The organism is Paenibacillus sp. SER-28, from assembly GCF_052906305.1.
The window spans coordinates 133,610-157,795 of the sequence record NZ_JBRECM010000012.1 but is presented as its reverse complement, the minus strand read 5'-3'; the positions used below and the strand labels follow the sequence as shown (position 1 = coordinate 157,795).

Annotated in this window: 23 protein-coding genes, 6 tRNA genes and 1 pseudogene; 26 read left to right on the top strand and 4 right to left on the bottom strand. The window is 45.0% G+C overall.

The window, feature by feature from the left end; translation table 11 throughout:
• Nucleotides 1–78 precede the first annotated feature (78 nt).
• From ACUYLD_RS22355 to ACUYLD_RS22330, 6 genes are all read left to right on the top strand, one after another.
• Nucleotides 79–152 (top strand) — tRNA-Trp (locus ACUYLD_RS22355).
• Between the two features lie 17 nt (nucleotides 153–169).
• Nucleotides 170–242: transfer RNA gene (locus ACUYLD_RS22350), tRNA-His, on the top strand.
• 10 nt (nucleotides 243–252) lie between these two features.
• A tRNA-Gln gene (locus tag ACUYLD_RS22345) sits at nucleotides 253–327 on the top strand.
• A 7-nt stretch (nucleotides 328–334) separates the two neighbouring features.
• Nucleotides 335–406, top strand: a tRNA-Gly gene (locus ACUYLD_RS22340).
• 12 nt (nucleotides 407–418) lie between these two features.
• Nucleotides 419–493, top strand: a tRNA-Cys gene (locus ACUYLD_RS22335).
• Nucleotides 494–504: 11 nt separating this feature from the next.
• A tRNA-Leu gene (locus tag ACUYLD_RS22330) sits at nucleotides 505–583 on the top strand.
• A gap of 257 nt (nucleotides 584–840) precedes the next feature.
• Here ACUYLD_RS22330 and ACUYLD_RS22325 read toward each other — a convergent pair.
• Nucleotides 841–1,338, bottom strand: a complete 498-nt coding sequence (locus tag ACUYLD_RS22325; RefSeq protein ID WP_446676006.1) for a tyrosine-type recombinase/integrase — start codon at nucleotides 1,336–1,338, stop codon at nucleotides 841–843.
• A 711-nt stretch (nucleotides 1,339–2,049) separates the two neighbouring features.
• Nucleotides 2,050–2,235, bottom strand: coding sequence for a hypothetical protein (locus ACUYLD_RS22320; RefSeq protein ID WP_446676005.1), 186 nt, complete (start codon nucleotides 2,233–2,235; stop codon nucleotides 2,050–2,052).
• Nucleotides 2,236–2,439: 204 nt separating this feature from the next.
• Here ACUYLD_RS22320 and ACUYLD_RS22315 point away from each other — a divergent pair, with 204 nt between their 5' ends.
• The 14 genes from ACUYLD_RS22315 to ACUYLD_RS22250 all read left to right on the top strand — a co-directional run bounded on the left by ACUYLD_RS22315 (nucleotide 2,440) and on the right by ACUYLD_RS22250 (nucleotide 14,345).
• Nucleotides 2,440–2,961 carry a MarR family transcriptional regulator gene (locus ACUYLD_RS22315; RefSeq protein WP_023990248.1) on the top strand — a complete coding sequence of 174 codons (522 nt, stop codon included), beginning with the start codon at nucleotides 2,440–2,442 and terminating at the stop codon, nucleotides 2,959–2,961.
• Nucleotides 2,942–3,718: a Fe-S cluster assembly ATPase SufC gene (gene sufC, locus ACUYLD_RS22310; RefSeq protein WP_023990247.1), complete on the top strand. Its 777-nt coding sequence runs from the start codon at nucleotides 2,942–2,944 to the stop codon at nucleotides 3,716–3,718. The genes ACUYLD_RS22315 and sufC overlap by 20 nt, the downstream gene beginning before the upstream one ends.
• Before the next feature lie 23 nt (nucleotides 3,719–3,741).
• A complete protein-coding gene (sufD, locus tag ACUYLD_RS22305) occupies nucleotides 3,742–5,049 on the top strand; it encodes a Fe-S cluster assembly protein SufD (RefSeq protein ID WP_446676004.1) in 1,308 nt (435 codons plus the stop codon).
• Nucleotides 5,050–5,092: 43 nt separating this feature from the next.
• Nucleotides 5,093–6,490, top strand: a complete 1,398-nt coding sequence (sufB, locus tag ACUYLD_RS22300) for a Fe-S cluster assembly protein SufB (RefSeq protein ID WP_446676003.1) — start codon at nucleotides 5,093–5,095, stop codon at nucleotides 6,488–6,490.
• A gap of 321 nt (nucleotides 6,491–6,811) precedes the next feature.
• Nucleotides 6,812–7,051, top strand: coding sequence for a NifU family protein (locus ACUYLD_RS22295; RefSeq protein WP_254326669.1), 240 nt, complete (start codon nucleotides 6,812–6,814; stop codon nucleotides 7,049–7,051).
• 439 nt (nucleotides 7,052–7,490) lie between these two features.
• A complete protein-coding gene (locus tag ACUYLD_RS22290; RefSeq protein WP_446676002.1) occupies nucleotides 7,491–8,042 on the top strand; it encodes a TetR/AcrR family transcriptional regulator in 552 nt (183 codons plus the stop codon).
• A 113-nt stretch (nucleotides 8,043–8,155) separates the two neighbouring features.
• A complete protein-coding gene (locus tag ACUYLD_RS22285) occupies nucleotides 8,156–9,421 on the top strand; it encodes an MFS transporter (protein ID WP_416145631.1) in 1,266 nt (421 codons plus the stop codon).
• Nucleotides 9,422–9,548: 127 nt separating this feature from the next.
• A complete protein-coding gene (locus ACUYLD_RS22280) occupies nucleotides 9,549–9,860 on the top strand; it encodes a LiaF transmembrane domain-containing protein (protein ID WP_013311898.1) in 312 nt (103 codons plus the stop codon).
• A 92-nt stretch (nucleotides 9,861–9,952) separates the two neighbouring features.
• The gene (locus ACUYLD_RS22275) at nucleotides 9,953–10,624 is read left to right on the top strand and encodes a PspA/IM30 family protein (protein WP_013311897.1); all 672 of its coding nucleotides are present in this window, start codon (nucleotides 9,953–9,955) and stop codon (nucleotides 10,622–10,624) included.
• A 7-nt stretch (nucleotides 10,625–10,631) separates the two neighbouring features.
• Complete coding sequence (locus ACUYLD_RS22270) at nucleotides 10,632–11,120, top strand: PspC domain-containing protein (protein WP_013311896.1); 489 nt, start codon at nucleotides 10,632–10,634, stop codon at nucleotides 11,118–11,120.
• A complete protein-coding gene (locus tag ACUYLD_RS22265; protein ID WP_061829898.1) occupies nucleotides 11,120–11,824 on the top strand; it encodes a PspA/IM30 family protein in 705 nt (234 codons plus the stop codon). The genes ACUYLD_RS22270 and ACUYLD_RS22265 overlap by 1 nt, the downstream gene beginning before the upstream one ends.
• A 149-nt stretch (nucleotides 11,825–11,973) precedes the next feature.
• Nucleotides 11,974–12,621, top strand: a complete 648-nt coding sequence (gene liaF / locus ACUYLD_RS22260) for a cell wall-active antibiotics response protein LiaF (RefSeq protein ID WP_061829897.1) — start codon at nucleotides 11,974–11,976, stop codon at nucleotides 12,619–12,621.
• A 16-nt stretch (nucleotides 12,622–12,637) separates the two neighbouring features.
• The gene (locus ACUYLD_RS22255; protein WP_250266655.1) at nucleotides 12,638–13,717 is read left to right on the top strand and encodes a sensor histidine kinase; all 1,080 of its coding nucleotides are present in this window, start codon (nucleotides 12,638–12,640) and stop codon (nucleotides 13,715–13,717) included.
• The gene (locus tag ACUYLD_RS22250; RefSeq protein WP_013372995.1) at nucleotides 13,695–14,345 is read left to right on the top strand and encodes a response regulator; all 651 of its coding nucleotides are present in this window, start codon (nucleotides 13,695–13,697) and stop codon (nucleotides 14,343–14,345) included. The genes ACUYLD_RS22255 and ACUYLD_RS22250 overlap by 23 nt, the downstream gene beginning before the upstream one ends.
• 75 nt (nucleotides 14,346–14,420) lie before the next feature.
• Here ACUYLD_RS22250 and ACUYLD_RS22245 read toward each other — a convergent pair whose 3' ends face one another.
• The gene (locus ACUYLD_RS22245; RefSeq protein ID WP_254350126.1) at nucleotides 14,421–14,864 is read right to left on the bottom strand and encodes a hypothetical protein; all 444 of its coding nucleotides are present in this window, start codon (nucleotides 14,862–14,864) and stop codon (nucleotides 14,421–14,423) included.
• A gap of 245 nt (nucleotides 14,865–15,109) precedes the next feature.
• Between ACUYLD_RS22245 and ACUYLD_RS22240 the strand changes: the two genes are divergently transcribed.
• The 3 genes from ACUYLD_RS22240 to ACUYLD_RS22230 all read left to right on the top strand — a co-directional run bounded on the left by ACUYLD_RS22240 (nucleotide 15,110) and on the right by ACUYLD_RS22230 (nucleotide 19,507).
• Nucleotides 15,110–15,874: a YwmB family TATA-box binding protein gene (locus ACUYLD_RS22240; RefSeq protein WP_250260447.1), complete on the top strand. Its 765-nt coding sequence runs from the start codon at nucleotides 15,110–15,112 to the stop codon at nucleotides 15,872–15,874.
• Nucleotides 15,875–16,061: 187 nt separating this feature from the next.
• Nucleotides 16,062–17,618, top strand: a complete 1,557-nt coding sequence (zwf, locus tag ACUYLD_RS22235) for a glucose-6-phosphate dehydrogenase (protein ID WP_446676001.1) — start codon at nucleotides 16,062–16,064, stop codon at nucleotides 17,616–17,618.
• Nucleotides 17,619–17,926: 308 nt separating this feature from the next.
• Nucleotides 17,927–19,507, top strand: a complete 1,581-nt coding sequence (locus ACUYLD_RS22230; RefSeq protein ID WP_013311888.1) for a peptide chain release factor 3 — start codon at nucleotides 17,927–17,929, stop codon at nucleotides 19,505–19,507.
• Nucleotides 19,508–19,658: 151 nt separating this feature from the next.
• Here the strand turns inward: ACUYLD_RS22230 and ACUYLD_RS22225 are convergent, their stop codons facing one another.
• Nucleotides 19,659–19,892 (bottom strand): small acid-soluble spore protein SspI, encoded by a 234-nt coding sequence (locus tag ACUYLD_RS22225; protein WP_016819939.1) that lies wholly within the window; start codon nucleotides 19,890–19,892, stop codon nucleotides 19,659–19,661.
• Between the two features lie 160 nt (nucleotides 19,893–20,052).
• Here ACUYLD_RS22225 and ACUYLD_RS22220 point away from each other — a divergent pair.
• The 3 genes and pseudogenes from ACUYLD_RS22220 to ACUYLD_RS22210 form a co-directional block, all read left to right on the top strand.
• Nucleotides 20,053–20,718: pseudogene (locus ACUYLD_RS22220) on the top strand (potassium channel family protein); the annotation flags it as partial.
• Between the two features lie 76 nt (nucleotides 20,719–20,794).
• On the top strand, nucleotides 20,795–21,583 hold the full coding sequence (locus tag ACUYLD_RS22215) for a TrmH family RNA methyltransferase (protein WP_250260448.1): 789 nt from the start codon (nucleotides 20,795–20,797) through the stop codon (nucleotides 21,581–21,583).
• 915 nt (nucleotides 21,584–22,498) lie between these two features.
• On the top strand, nucleotides 22,499–23,938 hold the full coding sequence (locus ACUYLD_RS22210) for a 6-phospho-beta-glucosidase (RefSeq protein ID WP_348623525.1): 1,440 nt from the start codon (nucleotides 22,499–22,501) through the stop codon (nucleotides 23,936–23,938).
• Nucleotides 23,939–24,186: the final 248 nt, after the last annotated feature.

Sequence of the window (24,186 nt, the reverse complement as noted above, 5' to 3'; positions counted from 1 at the left end):
TGGCCAAACGCATCAGACTGTAAATCTGCTCCCTTACGGGTTCGGTGGTTCGAATCCATCATCCTCCACCAGTTTTATAGGGGCATAGTTTAAAGGTAGAACAACGGTCTCCAAAACCGTTGGTGTGGGTTCAATTCCTGCTGCCCCTGCCAATTATTCATTACTTGCGGCGGTCGTGGCGAAGTGGTTAACGCACCGGACTGTGACTCCGGCATTCGTGGGTTCAAGCCCCATCGGCCGCCCTTTACTTATTGGGGATTAGCCAAGCGGTAAGGCAACGGACTTTGACTCCGTCATGCATAGGTTCAAATCCTATATCCCCAGCCATCTTTATGCGGACGTGGCTCAGCGGTAGAGCATCGCCTTGCCAAGGCGAGGGTCGCGGGTTCGATTCCCGTCGTCCGCTTTGTTATACTCTGGCGCCATAGCCAAGTGGTAAGGCAAAGCTCTGCAAAAGCTTTATTCCCCAGTTCAAATCTGGGTGGCGCCTCCATAATTAAATATGCCGGCGTGGCGGAATGGCAGACGCGCTCGACTCAAAATCGAGTGGGAAACCGTGGAGGTTCGAGTCCTCTCGCCGGTATTAACTAAAAGAGTTCATTAGAGATAGTCTCTAGTGGGCTTTTTTTATTTGAGCTTTAGTACCCCACTCATTGTTTGAGCTGAAGATACTTTCGAGTTGTATTCCAAATGCGAATAAATATTGGCTATTATTGCGTAATCACTGTGACCCGGCCATTCCTGAACTTCTTTCATGCTTACCCCTAATACATCTACATAAATATAATCCAGGTATTCAAGACAATAAGAATTGTCAGAAGATAAGCGATAGGATTCCTGTTATTCCTTCATACGGATCAGAAGCTCATAGAACGTCTCCACCAGTGGCAGTATACGGCGACTGGCTTTATTCTTGGTTCGGTCCTTTTCAATTTCAATATATCTACCATTCAAATTGCCCGATGTGGCGGTATGTTTAATATTAATAGTCCAATTCAATAAATCAATAGCCGACCATTTTAATCCTACGACCTCGCTTCGGCTTAGCCCATAAGAGGCAGCCAGGATAACGGAAAGCTCAATTCTTTCGCCTCGGATTACTGCGAGGAGTTGATTCAGCTCCTCGGCATTGTAGAAGCTCACGACGTAATTGTTCTTTTTTGAGCTTTCAACTAAGTCAGGGAGATTCGCCACAATCGGCTTTATTTTCACGGCATACTGAAGGGCTCTGCAAATGTTCGCGTGGTAATGAATAACGGTATTGGCGCTGACACCTTGCACATTCATTTCATGGGTATACAAGGTCTGAAAATCCTCTGTAGTTAAATCATCAAGCAATACATCCCTTTCTCTCGGAAAAAGGATCTACGCGGCCTTTTACAGTGTCGGAATAGGAGATATAGGAGATAAGCCCGATACTGTTTTTCATCATCTCTAGCTATTGAAGCATAAAGTCTGCGAACAGCCTTTTGCTATTAACGGATGGAGTAGCCGCTTTTACTCTTACAGCATATCTTCGTTTTCAACCGCGAGTGCTTGTCCTTCCATATGATAATTCTTCCTGGCTTCCTGAAGCAAGATTTCGGCTCTTTTCTTGGTTCCTTTTATCTTAAGCCCCGTAGGGATCCATTTTGGTTATCGTTTACCATTCTCATCTTTACAGTTAGGCGGATGTCCCGTTGCGCTTTCTCCTCTTCCAACAACTCCAGAGGGTGAACCTGATCCTTTTTCAAATACCGGTTGAGCTTCGGAATGGATTTGCTACAAAAGTGGTAGCTGAATCCACCGATGGATTGCTTTAGCGCCCAGAAGGTGCATTTGATTTTGAACCGGGCGGTATAAAGTTCGATGATCTAGGTCGCCTCCAGTGTCAGATCGGTGCTGGCTAGAATGGAGCATCGCCTGTTCGGATTCACCAGCAAAAACCACAGTTTTTGGTATACTCTTTGGCCCCATAACATATCCAGACACAGGTAACTGACGGATTATTCATTGCCATACATGCTCACGATAGCGTACTCAAACGCGGCGGTACGGCTTTAAAACAGCTCAGCCAAGCACCACCTTTGTCCTCTTTTTACGGTAGCGACCCCGGTCTGTGGCAGGTGTACCATGACGTTCATAGGCAACGGTATTGGACTTGGCTTCGGTTACCAGATCCATCCGGGTGCTGCCGAATTGGTTCCATTGTTCAACCCCCGCAAAGCAGGATTGATCAGAGGTAGGCAAAACCATTTCCGGGACGTGCCCTAGTCAAAACACAGCATGAGGCCGACGACAATGACAACAAACCCATGAAAAGCGCCTTTTAACACAATTGATATTGATTATCAATATCAATTGTGTTAATATGATTTTGTTCACTAGTAAACAAAAAATAATCTAATGGTGACACTGAACTTGGTCTGCAACTACTACAAGAGAGGGGAGATTGGGAAATTGGAGTTTCAAAATCATTTTAAAGGTCATCTTTACGAGCAATATATTAAAATGCTACATCTGAATGAGCTGTATACTGAACAAGAATTTAACTCGTTTCGACAACAGGCCAGAAAGTACCAGATTGACATGCTCTCCAACAATATTACTAGTGTACACGTTATTGATTGTATTGGTGATTATGAACCGATAAATCATACCGGGATTGTGGAGAAGATGGGGTTGTCCAAAGCTAGCATTACTAAAATTAGTGCAAAGCTGCTGGAAATGGGCTTCATTATGAGAAGTCAACTGAACAGCAATCGTAAGGAGATTTACTTTAGTTTAACGGATAAGGGAAGACACGTTTATCATTTGCATAAAGAACTGCACAAAGAAAAAGAAGAAAGGTTTTACCAATTCATTGAATCCTATTCAGAGGTTGAGCTGCAGACTATTGGAAAATTTATGAGTGATTTGGTGGCGCGTGCCGAAGAATACTCCGAAGGGAAGTTTACGATAAATGACGACATTAAAGATTGAGGAATTAAGATCCAAGATTGAAGGGAAAGAAATTTTAAAAGGGCTCACACTGGAGATTCATGGCGGAGAGATTCATGCGATTATGGGGCCTAATGGGACGGGAAAAAGTACATTGGCTTCAGCTTTAATGGGCCATCCCAAATATGAGGTTACTGGCGGTAAGGTGACATTGGACAATGAAGACCTTCTGGAGATGGAGGTGGATGAGCGTGCCCAGGCAGGCTTGTTCCTCGCTATGCAATACCCAAGTGAAATTGCTGGCGTGACCAACTCGGACTTTCTCAGAAGTGCCATCAATGCACGGCGTGAAGAAGGCGATGAGATATCCTTAATCCGTTTTATCCGTGAAATGGAGAGCAAAATGAAGGGGCTGGAGATGAACCCGGAATTTGTGCATCGTTATTTGAATGAGGGATTCTCTGGCGGTGAAAAAAAGCGGAATGAGATTTTGCAAATGATGCTACTTGAACCCAAGTTTGTGATCCTGGATGAAGTGGACTCAGGGCTTGATATTGATGCACTGCGTATTGTGGCCAATGGCGTAAATGAGATGCGCAGCCCGGATAGAGGCTTTTTAATCATCACCCATTATCAACGACTGTTGAATTATATTACCCCGGATTTTGTGCATGTCATGATGCAAGGCCGGATAGTTAAATCTGGCGGTCCGGAGCTTGCCCACCGTTTGGAGGCTGAAGGGTACGATTGGGTGAAGGAGGAACTTGGGATTACGGATGAGACGGTAAGGGAAGCTTAAAAGCCGGAGAGGAGGAACAGCACGTGGATATACAAGCTAGAGTTTCAATGAATGTGGACGATTTACGCGCATGGTCAAGCGCTAAGGATGAACCTCGTTGGCTGATTGAACGCCGCGTTCACGCACTCGAACTGGCAGGGACGCTGGAGTTGCCTAAAGTGGAGAAAATCAATCTCGAAAAATGGGATATCTACGAAAGTGGAGATTACAAAGCTGAGAATGCGTGGTCTAGTTTGGAGGAAGCGCCGGAGGTTGTTCGAGGTTTGGTTGCTTCTCCGGTGAAAGGCGGACTAATCGTTCAGTTCAACTCGGATGTAGTGTATACGAAATTGTCCGAGAGCTTAGCCGCCCAGGGAGTCATTTTAACGGATCTGCATACTGCGGCAAAAGAGCAAGAGGAGCTGGTTCAACGTTATCTCTTTCAGGCAGTAAAGCCAGAAGAACATCGTTTATCTGCTGCACACAGTGCCTTATGGAGTGGTGGCGTTTTTCTATATATCCCAGACGGTGTAGAGGTTGAAGCACCTATTCAAGCGATCTTTCTTAACGATACAAGCGGTGTGTGTTTTGCTCCTCACGTCTTAATTGTGGCAGGGAGCAATAGCAAGATCACTTATGTGGATAATTGTGTATCGAGTGGTGATGATGTCAAGGTATTGCATAACGGTGTGACGGAGGTCTTCGCGGGGGCGGGCTCAAAGGTGCAAGTAGCTTCGGTTCATCAGCTTGCTGCAACTACAACAGATTTCACCCAGCGACGGGCGGTGGTTCTTGCTGATGGGGGTGTGGAATGGATTATCGGTGAGATGAACAATGGTTATACCGCCAGCGATACCAAGACTTTGCTACAAGGCAACGGGGCGGTCTCCGACAATAAGGTGATTGCTATTGGCACGAGCAATCAAAAATCGAGCTATACAACTCAAGCTCAGCATTTTGGCAGAAGCTCGGCAAGCCAGATGATTACGCGTGCAGTCATGCTTGAAGAAGCTACGGCCATTATCAACGGCATTACAAAGATTGAAAAAGGTGCAACCCATTGTGATGGTCAGCAAACAGAACGCGTGCTTATGCTAAGTCCTAAAGCTCGCGGCGATGCCAATCCGATCCTGCTGATAGATGAGGATGATGTAACCGCGAGTCATGCTGCATCCGTGGGGCAAGTAAATGCAGAGCAAATCTATTATCTGATGTCGCGCGGGATATCACGGAGTGAAGCCGAACATCTTGTTATATTCGGGTTTCTCGCTCCTGTCATTTCGGAGATCCCGCTGGAAGGTGTTCGCAGTCGCCTAAAAGATTTAGTGGAAAGCAAGCTCGGCAGATCATAGCAAATCAAAATGAATCTTGAAAGGTAAAAAAGGAGTGATACTAATGGCTAAAAAAGCACCAGATATGGGCGAATATAAATATGGGTTTCGCGACAAGCACCAGTCTATTTTTCAATCTGGAAAAGGTCTGACGGAAGAGATTGTCCGGGAAATTTCCCGAATCAAGGAAGAGCCGGAGTGGATGCTCAATTTTCGGTTGAAAGCTTTGAATCAATTCTACAAAATGCCGATGCCTGAATGGGGAGCGGATTTGACCGGGCTAAATCTTGATGACATCCAGTATTACGTTCGCCCTTCTGAAAAACAGGGAAAGACCTGGGAGGAGGTTCCTACCGAGATCAAAGCAACCTTTGACAAGCTGGGAATCCCTGAAGCGGAGCAAAAATTCCTGGCGGGCGTATCCGCTCAATATGAGTCGGAAGTAGTTTATCACAGCATGCGGAAAGAACTGGAGGATCAGGGCGTTATTTTCCTTGATACGGATAGTGCATTAAAGCAATACCCCGAAGTGTTTAAGCAACATTTTGGGACGATCATCCCTCCCGCCGACAATAAATTTGCGGCGCTTAATAGTGCGGTTTGGTCAGGCGGTAGCTTTGTATACATTCCGAAGGGTGTTCAGTGCGAGGTTCCTATACAAGGTTATTTCCGTATTAATTCTGAAAATATGGGTCAATTCGAGCGGACATTAATTATTGCCGAAGAGGGCAGCTTTGTCCATTATGTTGAAGGATGTACAGCACCTATTTATAGTACCAGTTCTCTGCATAGTGGAGTTATTGAAATTATTTGCCGGAAAGATTCCCGTGTCCGTTACACGACCATTCAGAATTGGGCTCCTAATATCTACAACTTGGTAACCCAAAGGGCTGTGGCAGAAGAAAATGCCACAATGGAATGGGTGGACGGCAACATCGGCTCCAAGGTAACAATGAAGTATCCGGCAGTATTATTGAAAGGACGGGGAGCCAAGGGGTCCATCCTGTCTATTGCCGTAGCCGGTAAAGATCAGCATCAAGATGCTGGCGCGAAGGTAATTCACCTTGCTCCCGAGACAACATCTACGATTATATCCAAATCCATCAGCAAGCAGGGCGGAAAAGTAAACTACCGAGGGTTGTCCAGCTTCAGCCGCGATTCCGCAGGGTCCAAGTCCAATATTAAGTGCGATACGTTGATATTGGACAACATGTCAACATCAGATACGATTCCGTACAATGAAATTAAAAACGATCAGATTACTTTGGAGCACGAGGCAACAGTATCCAAAGTGTCCGAGGAACAATTGTTTTACTTAATGAGCCGCGGGCTTACAGAACAAGATGCTACACAAATGATTGTAATGGGCTTTATTGAACCGTTTACCAAAGAATTGCCAATGGAATATGCCGTTGAAATGAATCGGTTGATTCAATTTGAGATGGAAGGAAGCATCGGTTGATTCATTAATTTAATAGATCAAACCTTTATCATTCTTTAAAGAAGTGCGAGGTGCTAGTAATGAAGAAAAATAATTCGGACGATTCAGAACTAGCTCAAATTGCCCGAGAGATACGAAAACTTCAGTTCTGCTTCAATATGCTGTCAGGATTGAGCGCAAGTTGTGGTGTGATGATACCTTTAGACTCTATTCATACGCTTATAAGGGAACTTTCGGATCAAGAGGTCACTCTTAGGCAAAAAGCAAAGGATCACTCAGACGATCTAGGGTGAAAAAAGGTCTGATTTGACGAATGGTAAAACAATGGGAGGAGTTGACATAATGGATGAAAATAGAGTTTTATTCGATGAAGTATCGGAAGTTCTTCTCAAACTACGTCCTTTCTTACTGCGTGACGGTGGAGATGCTGAACTGGTCGAGGTTGAGAACGGTATAGCAAAATTAAGATTTTTGGGAGCTTGCAATGGTTGCCCAAGTGCTACGATTACGTTAAAGGTTGCTATTGAGCGCGCAATTCTTGAGGAAATTGATGATATTAAAGAAGTTGTACAAGTATTCTAAATTCCTTGATACTGAGCAACTGAGTTAGTCCTGTCGCAGACCATAGCTACGGAAGTTGATCCCGCTGCTCAATACCAAAGTACATCGACAGATTACCTTGCGGGTTGAAATCGACGAGTAACACTTTTTTTACTTCATCAAACAAAGTATTATCAAGATTGTATTCGGTATCGAGTGGGAAACCGTGGAGGTTCGAGTCCTCTCGCCGGTATACACAAAAGGATGATAAAGTGCTTAAAAGCATTTTATCATCCTTTTTATTATTCATACTCATGATTTAAGGAACAAAACTAACTTGGATTTAGATTAGTTCAGGCAAGAACTTTGCTTAGGTTTTCTCAATAGATTTAAATTTGACCCGGTCTTTGATCTTATAGTAAGATGGTGGTACTGAAAAAACATTTTCAGTTTATTAAGTACGAGAGAAATGAGGACGAATATGCAGGAAAGAATTTTGGAGGCTTTTGTAGATGAAGTTCATGAAAATGGATTGAAATTTACTATGGATGATCTTGCGAAAAGACTCGCTATTAGTAAGCGTACATTGTATGAAAATTTTTCGTCTAAGACGCTTATTTTAGAAACACTTATTGAGCGTACAAATGATGATATGATTCGAAAAACTGAGCAGATTATCGAAAATAATGAGTTATCTTTGTTAGACAAGATTAAGCAGTCGATTAGGGTCATGCCTCTGTATTATAAGTTTTACGATTTAAGAATATTGGACCAGATGAAAAAGTATTATCCTGAGCAATGGAAAAGGGTACATGCCGATTTAAATGACTGGTCTCCGATTAGAACATTAATTCAGGAAGCCATACGTGAAGGAATTATTGTGAACAAAAATGAGGCTCTGATCATGAAGCTTATTATTGAATCTGTAAATTTAACGCTTGATCAGCGTTTCTTTCTGGATAACAGTGTGACGGTAGAGGAAGCAACTTATTCTATTGTAGATATTTTGTTGTTCGGATTGGTCGAAAAATAAAAAATAGCCTCAACAATATGCTGCATATTTGAAGAGGCCATTTTTTTATATGAAAACTAAGAAAACAATTTTAGTTTCAATTGTTTTTGAAAAAGAATAATGAAGTTTACCTGATGTTGAATAAAGAGATACGGAAAAGGAAGGGTGGAAATATGTCTATACTCACAAGAAATCGAGGAGCAATGCTATTATTGATGCTTAACATTTTTTTGGCATTCATGGGGATTGGATTGGTTGTCCCTGTGTTACCTAAGTTTATAAGTGAGCTAGGGATGAATGGTTCCTCGATGGGACTGATGGTTGCAGCTTTTGCGTTGACACAGCTTTTGTTATCACCATTGTCAGGAAAGTTGTCTGATCGTTATGGACGTAAAAAGTTAATTGTTTCTGGGATGTTCATCTTCATGTTATCAGAGCTTGTTTTTGGACTGGCGAATTCCATTCCTACCCTGTTCATAGCACGAATCATGGGTGGAGCAGGGGCAGCGTTACTTACTCCTTCTATTATGGCCTATGTTGCTGACGTGACCTCGTTTGAGGAAAGAGGCAAGGGAATGGGAATGATTAATGCAGCGATCAACACAGGCTTCATAATCGGGCCAGGGATTGGCGGATTGCTTGCCACATATGGAATACGCATTCCCTTTTTTGCGGCAGCAGGAGCTGCGGGAATAGCAGCTATCTTGTCTCTGTTAGTACTGCCTGAGTCTTTAAGCAAGGAAAAGCAACAATATAATAGAGAGCTTCCACGTCAAAAAGAAAATCTTTTGCAGCAATTTGCCAAGTCATATCAATCTCCATATTTCATGGGTTTACTCATTGTATTTGTCGTTGCTTTTGGGTTAGCGAACTTTGAAACAGTATTTGGACTGTTTGTTGACCATAAATATGGTTTTACACCGATGGATATTGCCATCATCATAACGACAGGCTCCATTTTGGGAGCAGTTGTCCAAGCGACTATATTTGGATGGATCATTAATCGTTTTGGAGAAAAAAAAGTAATTCACCTCTGTTTGGCTATTGGGGGCCTGTTCATTTTTCTAACCCTATTTGCTGAACAGTACGTGATGATTATGCTGACGACCTTCATCATTTTTCTGGCTATGGATATCCTTCGTCCGGCAGTAAGCACTTCTCTATCGCGGCAGGCTGGAGATGAGCAAGGCTTTGTGGCAGGCATGAACTCGTCCTATACCAGCTTGGGTAATGTGATTGGACCGCTTGTTGCGGGATTGCTGTTCGATGTTCATATTAATCTGCCTTATATGGTTGCAGCTATAGCGTTGCTGGCTTGTCTCGTCCTTTCACTACGTTCCAAGCAAGCGGGTGAGCAACACTCGATAGCCCGTGCAGCAGAACAGCATAGAGGAGGATAGCCGCAGGTCTATACTCATCCCCGACTTAGGTCTAGGTTCAAAAACCGTCTGGGGTCCGTTTTGTCAAACGCTTGTTCAGCGTACAATAAGGACATAAGCAAGACACAGTGAAAGGCGGTGAGAGATGATGAGAGTTAACAAAGGGAATGGGTTAGCCATTGTACTGATCGTGTTGGGTTCGATTATGCTGCTCGGTAAGTTTACTCCGTTTTTCGGTCACTTTTTAGGACATCTGATTGGTTACTTAATTCCGATAGCTATGGTCATGCTAGGCTACTACGGTGTGAAAAAAGGAAATGCGCTCTTCGGCTGGATCGTACTTGTACTTGGGGTACTGATTTTGCTTGGCAAACTGTCCTGGCTTCTGGGACCGCTACTGGCAATCGGGTTAATCATATTTGGTGTTTCCCTGCTGAGTGACCGCAGAAGACGTTACTGATTTTAGCAGTTTGGCGAATGAAGAAAGATTGCAGTAACGAAGTGTTGAATTGTTGAATTATGGGATACGAATTGTGAAAGGAGCAGACGCAAATGAGTGTTTTTCGAAGAATGCGCGATATCACGGTAGCGACCTTTAATGAGCATTTGGAACAAAGCCAAGACCCAGTGCAACTGATTGACCAGTTCTTGTATAATACCCGCCAGGAAATTGCCGAAGCGGAAAAACTCCATCAACAGTATGCGATGCATACAAGACAGATGAAGCAGCAGTTGGATCATGCATTGTCCATGCAGACCAAACGGGAGGAACAGGCGCTACTGGCTTTGAAGGCTGATGAAGAACATATCGCGAAGCTGGCCCTTCAGGAGAAAATGCTATATGCAGAAAAAGAAGAGCAGTATAGAGAACTGTGGGAGCAGAGCCGTGAATCACTACGTGAGCTAGAACAACAGCTAGATACATTAAAGACAGAATATCAAACGGTACACAGCAAGCGTCAGTATTATGCGGCACGTGTACAGACGTTGAGACTCCAGCAGCAAATGAACGAACGGGCTGGTACATACGGTGGACGGAATGTTCCCCGAATGTTCAACCGCTTGGAAGACCGGGTAGCCGATATGGAAGCAGAAACGATGAGTCTGCGTGATTTACGTCGGGGTGAGGGCGACCATGCACAGGATGCCCAAGGCGGTGGATCGCTGCTCGAACAAGAGTGGGCGAGACTGAAAAGCAAGCTGAACAACAGTGGGAAGGAGTAATTTGATAATGACCCGAATTTACAGATCAAGCCGGGATAGAGTAATAACAGGTGTATGTGGCGGTCTTTCTGACGCAACAGGAATGGACTCAACATGGATTCGTATTCTGGTTGTGATCAGTTTCTTTATTACAGCAGGAACCACATTTATGATTTATGTAATTGCGGCCCTGGTTATCTCCAAGGAGCCGAGATCTCCTTTCGATGGAGGATTTGGCCCTGACAGCGGTCCCTACAATCAACAGGATCCACGCTATTATGGCAGTAACAATACAAGATCGCAGTATGGGCAGGGAACGGGTTACAACCAGGGCGGTGCATATGGCAATTCGAATCCGTTTTTTGGTCAAGATGCCCGCAACTCATCTAAATTTAACACAGGTCAGAACAGTGACCTGGATTCCATGATGGAAGATATCGAGAAAAAGGCAATGAAAAAAGAATTGGCAGAGTTACGCAAAAAAGTAGAGCAATTTGAGAAGGGAGATCGTAAATAATGGGGATCTTTAAAAGAATGAAGGATATGACAAGAGCATCGGTGAATGAAGTGTTGGATAAAGTGGAAGATCCGATTATTATGTTGAATCAATATCTGCGCGATATGGAGGCGGAAATTCACGAGGCTGAGGTAACGGTTGCCAAGCAAATGGCGAATGAACGACGTATGAAACAGCGTTTGGAGGAAGCGGTACGTGTATCCAATGAGCGTGAGAAACAAGCTGAATCCGCATTGCGAAATGGTCAGGAAGAAGTAGCGCGCAAGTTGTTGGGAGAGAAGATTTATTTTGTGCAGAAGCAGGACGAATACCGCGACTTGCATACACAAGCTGAGCTTCAAGCAAAAGAATTGGTACAGCAGCTTCACGACATGAAAGATGAATTCTATAAAATGCGCAACAAGCGCAATGAGTTGGTATCCCGTGCTCAAATGGCGAAAGCCAAAAAGCAAATGTCTCAAATCAATAGTTTGCACACGATTGAAAGTGGGTCTGCTTCACTGGGCTTCCACCGTATGGAAGAAAAAATCATGCAAATGGAAGCTGAAGCTGACGTACTGCGTGCTCCTTACCGTCAAGCTCCAGGAGAAGCATATGTTAATCCGGCTGAGGCTGAAAAACAGTTTAAAGTGGATGAGCAGCTTCAACAGCTTAAGTCCAAAATTCAGACAGGTGCTAAACCAGTCGATATGAAGAAGGACTGACTACTCGGAAACAAGACATTATGATATGCTGTATGGAATGGACATTGGTCGATGATCGTGCCTAATCTGTATGGTTCAGGAAAGCCATATGGCGGAATGTTGCGCCACTATGGCTTTTCCGTCCTGTATAAACAAAAAGGGGGTGCAGCATGGAGAGAAGAAAATCAGCCTTGGCACTGGCAGGGATTGGCATCGGGATTATCATTTTATTCGGTCAGTGGATTGGGTTCCTCTCCGTGGTTGCACTGATCCTAATGTTGGCCGGAATATATAAGATCCGTAATTCCAAAATCAAAAAGGGCTACACGATGCTTGCGATTGGTGCTGGACTGTTAGTACTGGATCATTTGTTCCTATTTGTGGTAGTTACACTAGCATCATTAGCTGTATTCTATTCACGTTCAAGGAAGCTGCATAAAGGTCAAAGCTCCATATTCAAGCACAATTTTATATCCAATCATAAATGGGATGAAGTGCCTTGGAGCCTGCGCAGCACAAGCATATGGCATGTGGTTGGGGACGTGGATGCCGACCTGACGTTGGCTCTCCCAGAGGAACGTGAGCCCGTCATATTTTTGCAGGGGATCTTCGGTGACATTGACATCACCCTACCGGATAATTACGGTGTAGAGGTGGAGATGTTCATATTGTTCGGACAGATTCAGTTTGACCGTGACCATGAGGCGGGGATGCTCAATCGACTGGTTTGGAAGTCTCCCCATTTTGAGCAGAGTGAGTATAAAGTGAAGTTTGTCGTTTCGTACTTGGCGGGCGATGTCCGCGTCCGATTTTATTGAATCAGGAGGAGCCGGGATGAATCATAAAAAAACGTCCAACATGGTAACCCGCAGTATGGGTGAAGGTATCCTCCTGTGTGTTGTTGTGGGCGTAGTTGTCTTTTATATGCTGTATACATATGGATATGTGAAGTCGTTCCCAACCTGGGGAATGATATTGAAAGTTGCAGGAGCCGTTATACTGGTGTTGATTGGTACAGGGGCAATGTACGGATTTTATGAAAGCTACCGCTTTAAAAGCAGACTGGAAATGTTGAGAGAGACGTTGCTGATGTGGGAAAAGGGAACGCCTGCACGTGAGTTGCCGCCCCTAGGGCATGATGAGCTTGGCAGGTTGGGAGAGCAACTGGAACGGATTGGGCGTAAATGGCAGGAACAAGTTACGTCTTTACAACGCTTATCCACGGATAATGCTCAGTTGGCAGAACAGGCACGGATGACTGCGATTGTGGAGGAGCGGCAGCGGCTGGCCAGAGAGTTGCATGACGCCGTATCACAGCAATTATTTGCTATTTCAATGACGGCAACGGCTGTGGGGAGGACGCTGGATAAGGATTTTGATAAAGCGCAGCGGCAAGTTGCTCTAATTGAAGAAATGTCTTCCGTGGCACAATCCGAAATGCGGGCGTTACTACTTCATCTGCGGCCTGTCTATCTGGAAGGGAAACGGCTTGAGCAGGGTTTGCGTGATTTGGTACAAGAGTTGCAGGCAAAGGTACCGATGGAGATTGATTTTGAGATGGAAAGCGGAGTACAGTTGGTTAAAGGCATTGAGAACCACTTGTTTCGCATTGTTCAGGAAGCGATGTCTAATACATTGCGCCATGCCAAAGCAACCCGCATGGAAATTCGTATCGTGCAACGCCCGGATTCTATCAGGCTGACGATTCGGGATAACGGTATTGGTTTTGAACTGGATGAGAAAAAGCAGACTTCATATGGATTATCCACAATGCAGGAGCGGGTCAGTGAGATTGGGGGAGCTATTCAGTATATAACGGCTCCGGGAAAAGGAACACGGATCGAGGTGTCCGTGCCAGTTATTAATGATGAAAGTGGAAGGAACGATGATCATGGAAACGGAATTACCGATTAGCGTACTGCTGGTAGACGACCATGAAATGGTACGGATTGGTCTTGCGGCGGTGCTGGGGACGGAAGAAGGTATTGAAGTGGTCGGCGAGGCCGGAAGCGGAGAAGAAGGCATACGGTTGGCTTCCGAATACAAGCCAAATGTGATTTTGATGGATCTGGTCATGGATGGCATGGATGGCATAGAAACGACACGCCAAGTAACTCGCCTGCTTCCAGAGACCAAGGTGATTGTGCTGACGAGTTATTTGGACGATGAGAAAATGTATCCGGTCATTGAGGCAGGGGCATTCAGCTACTTGCTCAAAACGTCTCGTGCTTCCGAGATAGCGGATGCGATCCGTGCAGCTGCACGCGGACAGTCCGTACTAGAGTCACAGGTGGCCTCCAAGATGATGAATCGATTCCGCCAGCCACAGGCTGAGGCACCCGCGCATACGGAGCTGACTGATCGTGAGATGGAGGTGCTTCGCCTGTTGGCACAAGGGAAGTCTAACCAGGATATCGCAGATGAGCTGATTATCGGGATTAAGACGGTAAAATTCCATGTCACGAACCTTCTCGCTAAATTAGGAGTGGAAGACCGTACACAGGCGGCGATCTATGCCTATAAGAACGGATTAGCAGAGTAGAAGTAGAATAAACGAATACAAAGAACCGGAGACGACAATAGTCCTCCGGTTTTTTTGTGTTCCATAACAAGTTGTTTAGATCAGGAGGAATAAAAAGGCGATTAAAGCCAGATCTAATGCAAGCCCTGCCCCGTATCCATATCCGCCGTACCCACCGCGATAGCCTGTTCTGCCATTTCCAGCAAATCCGCCTGCGTCATAAGGAAAGGATGGGCTCAGAGGTGCGTTGGGCGACTTAATTAAGGCATTTAGTTTGGCCGAGGTACGAGCTTTGTTTTTAGGATTCTTTTTTTTCTTTTTAGAGGAAATCTTTTTCGGGGTTTGTTTTCCTTTGTTACTGTAGCTCCCGGCATAAAGACTGCCAGGAAAAGAAGGTGGATATCCGTTCAACATCAGCTTGCCTTTGCTACACCCACTTAAGATGCCGATGTGTCGTGTACCATCACGCATAACGGCACAGACCAGACGTCCACCATGAGGTGCCACATTGGCTTCATTTACAGGATAAATCGGAAACATGATTTCACCTCTTTTGGTGTAAGATGCATTGTGATCATAGTCTATTCTTACGGTGCCTACGACGTATGGTCGAACACCCAGTAGGCAGATGAATATTTTAGAAGGGCTTTGCCAAATGCTGTGTGTATAAAACCTCTGACAATGGGAATGCTATTGATAGATTCATAGATTTCAATCCAGCCGAAAAGAAAGTATCCAGAGCGTAAGTGTGGGAATCGGATGGTTGTGGAGCGGGGGGAACGATAATGTTAAAAGCAGAGCTGATTAAAAAGGGGATTATTGCAATTTTGGTATTAGGAACGGTGCTGGTACTAGCTGGCTGGCGTTACGGAACCCTTCAGACAAACCGAAATGACTCCCGCGAGGCAGAAACGGCTTTACGCTCATTGTTAATCATCTCGGATCAGACCCCGGGTACGTTGGATAAGCTGGTTGTGAAGTGGCAAGGCGATTGGATTTCTAACCATGAAGAGCCAGCAGATGTGGCGGCACAGATAGCTGATCAGCTGAATATACCCACAGTAAACAAACTCGTAGAAAATGGACACACGGTTTATCGTTCTGTTCGTGATAGTGAGGATCTAAGAATCCGCTTAAATGTGATGGAACGTCAAACTGGACAATGGTATGTAGTTGTTCAACTGGAGAGCAATGATGCAGGACGTGAGCGGTTAATTCAGCTTCATAAGCTTTGTGCTGAGCAATTAAAGTCTATGGGAATTCAAGCACAGTGGAACACGGCCCTTCAGCGTTTGCTGCATACAAAGGAATCCAAAGATCAACTGTTGAAACTGACAGAGGCGAGCTTAGCAGGGAACATCTCCATGCAGGCCAAAGAAAGATATACGGATGCTACTACTGTGGCTATATCCTATGAAGCTCCAGAGCTGCCGTTAATGGTTCAAAGCGGTGAGCATCAGGTCCAGATGCAGATGGCTGTACATGAAGATAGGGAGCAGCAGGATACACGTATAACACTCGGTTTCCCGCTTATCACGATTGAATACTGACTTATAAGGTAAATTTATGATTCATCGGATAGCTTATCCATGTAGGATATGATAAAATATCAACAAATCTTTAGTTCCATGTTTTTCGAAAATCAAGTATGATCTTGTATAAATATACACAATACTACATGCAGATTTCGGGGATTGTGGATTGCGGAATCTTGACATGGGAAGAATGAGGTACTTCATGGCTGACATACCTGTTAAAGAATCTGTTGTGACGCAAGGCGCAGTTCTGTTTATTTTTGGCGCTACGGGCGATTTGGCTCGTCGCAAGCTTTTTCCTGCTATTTACAGCTTGTACCGCGAAGGCAAGCTTGCTGAAGATTTTGCCGTTATTGGTGTAGCAAGGCGTCCTCGCACAGAAGAAGAATTCCGTAATGACCTGTATGCTTCCATACAGGAGTTTAGTCGCTACAAAGCAGAAAATGATCAAGAATGGCAGGCATTTGCCGAGCATTTTGAATATAAATCGCTGGATATCAACAATGTCGAAGGGTTCCATGAGCTGAGACAGCAGACGGAGTCTATAGAAAGCAAGTTTAACATACCGGGAAATCGGTTGTTTTATTTGGCCTTGGCTCCTGAGTTATTCGGAAGCGTGTCGAAGAGTTTGAAAGATGGCGGCATGATGGATGGAAAGGGCTGGAATCGCCTGGTGATTGAGAAGCCATTCGGTTATAACCTCGTATCTGCACAAGAATTGAACGTTGAAATACGAGAAGTATTTGCCGAAGAAGAAATTTATCGGATTGATCACTATCTTGGCAAGGAAATGGTACAAAATATTGAGGTGATCCGCTTCGCGAATGCCTTCTTTGAACCACTGTGGAATAATAAGCATATTGCCAATGTGCAAATTACGCTTAGTGAAACGGTAGGGGTGGAGGAACGCGGAGGTTACTACGATCATTCCGGCGCCTTGCGGGATATGGGACAGAACCATATGTTGCAAATGCTAACGATGATTGCGATGGAGCCACCTAGTCGCTTGTTGCCTGAGGATATCCGTGATGAAAAGGTAAAAGTGCTGCGTTCGCTGCGCCCTTTTGAAACGTCTGAGGATGTGAAAACCAATGTGGTGCGTGGTCAATACACCGAAGGCAGTTATCGCGGTCAGCAGTTGCCGGGGTATCGCCAAGAAGACAAGGTTGATCCACAGTCGAACACAGAGACTTATTTTGCTTCACGCGTGTTTGTTGATAATTTCCGTTGGTCTGGCGTACCGTTCTATATCCGTACGGGCAAACGTCTCCCTGTAAAAACAACGGAGATTGTTGTGGAATTTAAGAGCATGCCAACGAACGTGTACCTCGGTCAAAAGCATAAGCTGGAACCGAATTTGCTCGTGATTCGGGTCAATCCAATGGAGGGCATTTACATTAAAATCAATGCCAAGAAACCCGGTTCGGAATCAGATATTGAGCCACTGGCTATGGATTTTTGCCAAAGCTGTATGGTGGGTATCAACTCACCGGAGGCTTATGAACGGTTGCTGATGGATGCAATTGAGGGTGATTCGACGTACTTCACGCGTTGGGATGAGGTTGCCACGGCATGGGGATTCGTCGATCGAATCGCCAAAGCATGGCAGCAGACCCCGGATACGCTGGAAACCTATGCTGCAGGTTCATGGGGACCGGAAGGTGCTCACAAGCTATTGGAGCAGGATGGCTTCAAGTGGTGGCCGGTTAGCGGTCAGGATGAAGATAATGTCATCTGGCGAGTAGGCGGCGTTCAGTAATCCCGATTTGTCCTGCATCCCCCTATGTCCTGTTCAGGACGTAAGGGGATGCTTTGCGTTCGGAGTGTGCTATAATAGCTTAGTCTCAGGTTTTCAGTTTGCAACTGATTATAAGTTAAAGGCAGGCTAAAACATGTAAATAGATCGTATTTATAATGAATATGGTAACGGAGTACGCCGAATACTGGAGCTAACGGCAATATAGCCGATAGAGCCGATGAACTTATGAAAACAGGCGTGCATCATGGCCTTTTTATGGATAGCTTGAGCAGTAATGCAATGGATTTGATCATGAAGGGATATGTGAAATGAGTAAAACAACAGATATACTTCAACAGGAAGTCGACAAACGGCGTACGTTTGCGATTATTTCTCACCCGGATGCGGGTAAAACGACACTGACGGAAAAGCTGCTGCTGTTCGGGGGCGCGATTCGTCTTGCGGGTTCAGTTAAAGCGCGTAAAGCAAGCAAACACGCCACGAGTGACTGGATGGAGATTGAAAAACAGCGGGGGATTTCTGTAACATCCTCAGTAATGCAATTTGATTATAATGGTCACCGCATCAACATTCTGGACACCCCAGGTCACCAGGATTTCAGTGAAGACACGTATCGTACATTAACAGCAGCAGATAGTGCAGTCATGCTGATTGACGTAGCGAAAGGTGTGGAAGCGCAAACGATTAAGCTGTTTCAAGTTTGTGCGAAGCGTGGAATTCCGATTTTCACCTTCATTAACAAACTGGATCGTGAGGGACGCAGTCCTTTTGATTTGATGGAGGAGCTGGAGCAGGTGCTTGGCATCCGTTCGGTGCCTATGAATTGGCCGATTGGTACAGGACGCGAGCTGTGCGGTGTCTATGACCGTGTCAAAAATCAGGTCGAGCTGTTTCAGGGAGATGATCATTCCACGATCAAAGTACAGAAAGTGGAAGATTACAATGATCCGATCATTCGTGAGATGGCGGGCGAATATTTGCATGACCAATTATGCCAAGACTTGGAGTTGCTTGACGTCGCGGGTGACCCTTTTGACATGGAGAAAGTACAGCGCGGAGAATTAACACCTGTATTCTTCGGCAGTGCGATTAATAATTTTGGTGTACAAACATTTTTGGAAAACTTCCTTCAGCTTGCTCCTAAACCGGAGCCGCGCCGTAGTACAGCCGGGGAAATTGAGCCAACAAATGAAAAGTTTACTGGCTATGTATTTAAAATCCAAGCGAACATGAACCCGGCTCACCGTGACCGTATTGCATTTTTGCGTATTGTCTCCGGTAAGTTTCAACGCGGGATGAGTGTTAAGCATGTACGGATGGGCAAGGAGATTAAGCTATCTCAGCCACAGCAGTTCCTGGCACAGGACCGTGATATTGTCGAGGAGGCTTTTCCTGGCGATATTATAGGATTATTTGACCCGGGTATTTTCCGTATTGGTGATTCACTCAGCCAAGGTAGCGAGGTTGTGTTTGATGAATTGCCGACCTTCTCGCCTGAGATTTTTGCCAAGGTAACGGTGAAAAATGCCTTAAAGCACAAACAGTATCTGAAGGGTATTGATCAGTTGACCGAGGAAGGTATGATTCAGGTGTTCCGTACGGTAAGCTTTGACGATACGTTATTGGGTGTTGTCGGCCAACTGCAATTTGAAGTATTTGAGTACCGCATGAAGGGTGAATATGGAGTTGATGTACAGCTTCAGCGTATGCCATTCCAATTTGCACGTTGGATTGTGGATGATCAGATTGATCCGAGCAAGTTCCGTATTAACTCTACACTGGTAAAGGATAAGAAGGGCAATTATGTCGCCTTGTTCGAAAACGAGTATGCCATGCGTACGGCTATGGAGAAAAATCCGACAGCTAAGTTCTTAGAAATGGCTCCATAAGATTGAATAAGCAGAACAGTTTGATCTCAGTCATTTAGTGTATACAACGAATAGTCCACTCGATGTTAATGCGAGTGGACTATTCTCATTTTCGAATACGGGTAAAATAATGAGCACAATTAAATCGGAACCAAATGTTAAATAGCTAGAGCTAGGTTAAGGGTACGGGTTTGATTTTATCGATTTGTTCATGTGCCAAATGGACGAAATCGTGCTGCTGGTTTGGACTCATATGCTTCCAAGCAATTTCAAGAATGACACCCAACCCAGGCAAAGCGGCCTCCGGTCCGTCCACTGACCCAATAATCATGTCCGTAAGATCAGCTTCTGATTTGCCGTGTACTTTGTGAACAATTGCTTGTCGTAAATCCATTGTAATGGGCATGTGTACCTCCCGTATGTTGTAGTAGTGGTCGAATGTATTATGGCTTGGGCTGTTGTCCAGTATACATGGAGAAGCATTTGGCATAAGTATGTCAAAATTTATGTTTGTAGCATGATATGCTATACTATGACGGACAGTATGGTGATCGGGAGGTAAAGAAGGAATGGCAAAAAAACAGTATGCGGTCATTGGTATGGGCCGTTTTGGTTCCAGTGTTGCCAGTGCGTTGAGTGAGATGGGTTTTGATGTGCTGGCTATTGACTCGGACGAGCAGCGTACACAGGAAATGTCGAATATTGTGACGCATGCGGTGTCTGCCGACTCGACGGATGAGGAAGCGCTGCGAGCGCTGGGTATCCGTAATTTTGACGTAATCGTAGTTGCGATTGGTGAAGATATACAGGCCAGTATTCTGACGACATTGATTCTCAAGGACATGGGCGTACCCGCTCTTGTGGTCAAGGCACAAAATGAACTGCATGGGAAAGTGCTGCAAAAAATAGGTGCGGATAAAGTCGTTTATCCTGAACGGGATATGGGGTTACGGGTAGCCCATCATTTGACATCTCCCAACATTTTGGATTATATCGAGCTGTCCAAGGACTACAGTATTTTGGAGATGAGAGCCGCCGATTCCATGATTGGCAAAAACCTGAAGGAGCTAGACATACGTGCACGCTTTGGCTGCAATGTGATGGCGATTCGCAGAAATCAGGAAATGAACATTTCACCTTATGCCGAAGATCGTCTGGAGCCGGGTGATGTACTGGTCATTGTGGGCCACAAGGATGATTTGACCAAGCTAGAGCTGGCATTTGCAGCCTAATGAAGGCTTGATGTTCAATTACAAGTGATGCATCATTTATTTTTAGAAACGGACAAAGAAACGGAAGGTTAAACGAATGGAAATCATTTCACCGAATAATGCGCGTGTAAAAGAGTGGGCGCAACTGCTGGAGAAAAAGCATCGTACACGGCAGCATAAATATATTGTCGAAGGTATTCATCTGGTGCAGGAAGCGCTGCGTTCGGACGCGGCTGTCGAAATCGTCGCCTATGATTTGGACAAGGGCATTCCCGCCGAGCTGAATGGCCTGGATCCAGCCGCCCAGCCGGTGGAATGGGTTCCCGTGTCAGCGGCAGTCATTGCAAAATGCACCGATACGAAGACGCCGCAGTCGGTCTTTGCCATCGTGCATAAAGAGGAGCGCAGTGCATTCCCGGCATTGCTGGAGCAGCCGGATGCACTGGTGATGGTGCTGGACGGGGTGCAGGACCCCGGCAATGTAGGCACCATCATCCGCAGCGCGGATGCTGCTGGAGCCGCAGGCGTAATATTGGGGCATGGCTGCGCCGACCTGTACAATCCCAAAACGATCCGCTCCACGATGGGATCGTTGTTTCACCTGCCGGTGATTGAAGGCAGCCTGGAGGAGCTTTTACCGCAGGCCAAAAGTAAAGGTGCCCGCTTGCTCAGCACCTCGCTGGATGCGAGCTTGTCATGCTATACTATAGATTTGCGCGCTTCCACTTGGCTTGTGATCGGAAACGAAGGCCAAGGGATTTCTGCTGCTACCGCGCGCATGGTGGATGAGTCGGTATTCATTCCGATGCAGGGGCAAGCGGAATCACTAAACGCAGCGATGGCTTCTACAGTGCTATTATTTGAGGCGATGAGACAACGAAACTAAGAGAAGAACATGGGTGCATGTGTGCGGTTAACATCAAGTGAGACTATTATATTGTCAAATGAGATTAGGAACATCTACGCTTATATAATATATTTGCTCTTATCATAAACAATTGGAATTTTGAATAAATATTCTAAAAAGCTATTTCATTTGAATTCCAAATAGAAAGGTATTTGATTATGATATTCATTAACAAAAAAACTATTAATAAGCTAACTGAATCGCATAGAGAACCTAACATGCTTATCTGCTATTCAACTCCTCAAAGCCTTTCGGCTTGGACAAGTCGAGCTATATTACTCCTAAATAATGATAAAATTATTATCCTTTTCCTGAATCTATTTTCCACTAAAGTAGTACAAAAAGTTGAATTTGAAGTAGCTGATTTACAAGAACAAAAATATCATTCCATATATCTGTCTTCTGCAATATGGTCATTTAACAGTAAAGGACAGCATTGGAGGTTCAAGATAATCAAAAAAATTATACCCCTTGGCTCTATGCAAAGGGATTTTCTAAATTTCTTGCAACAAAATATTTTAAATTAGCGACTGAGTAGATCACCGATCTCCGAAAACATGTGCCCTTCCAGACGAAGACGAACAGCCAGGTATCTTTCGTAAAGTCGTTTATCTGAGGTCTCTTTCATGGTTCTTTTCATTACCCAATAGGCGATTGAAGTAATGTTGTTGGTTTGTTAATTGCGTGTTATTTATCAAAATGAATTTGACAGGTTCCCAAATCTTTGTTAGAGTTTCAATCAAATACGTATAACCTTTTCATGGGATGTTACCGATAGGGCATAACCTGAATTGGCTTGTTTACACTGTAAGTGTATACAGGCTGGTTTGGGTTTTTTTATTGTCTATCACCCTTCGCTACCCCTTTTATCACACATTTGGAAGGAGAATGTTTATGTCCAGTTATATTTTTCCTAAAGACTTTTTATGGGGAGGTGCTCTTGCTGCCAATCAGGCCGAGGGCGCTTATTTGGAAGACGGTAAAGGATTGAGTCTGGTGGATCTGCTGCCTACCGGAGAGAAGAGAAGAAGCATAATGAAAGGAAATGTTCCCTCGCTGACTCCACTTGAAAGCGAATTCTATCCTTCCCACGAAGCCATTGATTTCTATCATCACTATCGCGAGGATATTGCGCTATTTGCAGAAATGGGCTTCAAGGCGCTGCGTGTTTCCATTGCCTGGGCTCGTATTTTTCCAACGGGAGAAGACGCTACTCCTAATGAAGCAGGTTTGCAATTCTACGATGATTTGTTCGACGAGTTGCATAAACATGGCATTCAGCCAGTCGTTACCCTCGCTCATTTTGACGTGCCGGTAGATCTGGTCGAGAAATATGGAAGCTGGCGGAGCCGGAAGCTGGTAGGCCTGTTTGAAACCTATGCCAAAACAGTATTCACCCGCTATAAGGATAAAGTGAAATACTGGATGACATTCAACGAGATTAACATGCTTCTCCATTTGCCGTTTCTCGGCGCAGGTCTTGTTTTTCAAGAAGGTGAGAACGTTAAACAAATTCAGTATCAGGCTGCACATCACCAGCTTGTCGCAAGCGCGCTGGCTGTAAAAGCGTGTCACGAGATCATTCCAGATGCCAAAATTGGCTGTATGCTTGCTGCCGGCAGCTTCTATCCGTATACATGTAATCCCGAGGATGTGTATCAGGGTATGGAAAAAGACCGCGAGTCCTACTTTTTTATTGATGTACAGTCACGCGGTGAATATCCTGGTTATGCGAAGCGCTTCTTCAAGGATCATGGATTAAACATTGAGATGGAATCAGGCGACGCAGCCATTCTGAAAGATCATACCGTTGACTATATCGGGTTCAGCTATTATTCGAGCCGGACGACCAGCACAGACCCGGAAATCGTCAAGAACATGACCAGTGGTAATGTATTTGGTTCCGTAGCCAATCCATATCTGGACAAGTCCGAATGGGGCTGGACGATCGATCCCAAAGGTTTCCGCATCACAGCCAACCAATTGCATGACCGTTACCAAAAGCCACTGTTCGTAGTGGAGAACGGTTTTGGTGCCAATGATGTGGTTTCGCCTGAAGGAGAAGTTAACGACGATTACCGGATCGACTATCTCAAGCGGCATATTGCCGAAATGGGTGAGGCTCTTCAAGACGGAGTCGAAATTATCGGTTACACAAGTTGGGGACCTATTGACATTGTCAGCGCTTCCTCAGGAGAGATGAAAAAGCGCTATGGTTATATTTATGTGGACCGTGACAACGAAGGCAACGGTTCGTTGAAACGTATTAAAAAGAAAAGCTTCCACTGGTACAAAAACGTAATTCATTCCGACGGCGAAAATCTGGGCGAATAATCGTACCACAAGTAAATAGGATCGGACGTCCCGCGCCCACGGGGATTTCCGATCTCCGTTTCTTCATTGAAAGCGTTGACAATCGTTCCTCTTCGGGCTATACTTGACGCAATTCCATCATTTTTAGGATTGTTACTGCGTAGCAGGCAAAACCTAAGCCACGAATAAGCGGATGTTACAGTCTTGTTTATTTGGCGTGCTTCGGTTTTTTTCTGTTTACAATAAAGAGGATGGAGCATGTGTGGCTC

Coding starts and splice junctions, on each gene's coding strand:
- ACUYLD_RS22320 (WP_446676005.1), bottom strand. CDS start 2,235: ATGGTTTTGCCTACCTCTGATCAATCCTGCTTTGCGGGGGTTGAACAA.
- sufC (WP_023990247.1), top strand. CDS start 2,942: ATGACGACATTAAAGATTGAGGAATTAAGATCCAAGATTGAAGGGAAA.
- sufB (WP_446676003.1), top strand. CDS start 5,093: ATGGCTAAAAAAGCACCAGATATGGGCGAATATAAATATGGGTTTCGC.
- ACUYLD_RS22295 (WP_254326669.1), top strand. CDS start 6,812: ATGGATGAAAATAGAGTTTTATTCGATGAAGTATCGGAAGTTCTTCTC.
- ACUYLD_RS22290 (WP_446676002.1), top strand. CDS start 7,491: ATGCAGGAAAGAATTTTGGAGGCTTTTGTAGATGAAGTTCATGAAAAT.
- ACUYLD_RS22285 (WP_416145631.1), top strand. CDS start 8,156: ATGTTGAATAAAGAGATACGGAAAAGGAAGGGTGGAAATATGTCTATA.
- ACUYLD_RS22280 (WP_013311898.1), top strand. CDS start 9,549: ATGAGAGTTAACAAAGGGAATGGGTTAGCCATTGTACTGATCGTGTTG.
- ACUYLD_RS22275 (WP_013311897.1), top strand. CDS start 9,953: ATGAGTGTTTTTCGAAGAATGCGCGATATCACGGTAGCGACCTTTAAT.
- ACUYLD_RS22270 (WP_013311896.1), top strand. CDS start 10,632: ATGACCCGAATTTACAGATCAAGCCGGGATAGAGTAATAACAGGTGTA.
- ACUYLD_RS22265 (WP_061829898.1), top strand. CDS start 11,120: ATGGGGATCTTTAAAAGAATGAAGGATATGACAAGAGCATCGGTGAAT.
- liaF (WP_061829897.1), top strand. CDS start 11,974: ATGGAGAGAAGAAAATCAGCCTTGGCACTGGCAGGGATTGGCATCGGG.
- ACUYLD_RS22255 (WP_250266655.1), top strand. CDS start 12,638: ATGAATCATAAAAAAACGTCCAACATGGTAACCCGCAGTATGGGTGAA.
- ACUYLD_RS22250 (WP_013372995.1), top strand. CDS start 13,695: ATGGAAACGGAATTACCGATTAGCGTACTGCTGGTAGACGACCATGAA.
- ACUYLD_RS22245 (WP_254350126.1), bottom strand. CDS start 14,864: ATGTTTCCGATTTATCCTGTAAATGAAGCCAATGTGGCACCTCATGGT.
- ACUYLD_RS22240 (WP_250260447.1), top strand. CDS start 15,110: ATGTTAAAAGCAGAGCTGATTAAAAAGGGGATTATTGCAATTTTGGTA.
- zwf (WP_446676001.1), top strand. CDS start 16,062: ATGGCTGACATACCTGTTAAAGAATCTGTTGTGACGCAAGGCGCAGTT.
- ACUYLD_RS22230 (WP_013311888.1), top strand. CDS start 17,927: ATGAGTAAAACAACAGATATACTTCAACAGGAAGTCGACAAACGGCGT.
- ACUYLD_RS22225 (WP_016819939.1), bottom strand. CDS start 19,892: ATGCCCATTACAATGGATTTACGACAAGCAATTGTTCACAAAGTACAC.
- ACUYLD_RS22215 (WP_250260448.1), top strand. CDS start 20,795: ATGGAAATCATTTCACCGAATAATGCGCGTGTAAAAGAGTGGGCGCAA.
- ACUYLD_RS22210 (WP_348623525.1), top strand. CDS start 22,499: ATGTCCAGTTATATTTTTCCTAAAGACTTTTTATGGGGAGGTGCTCTT.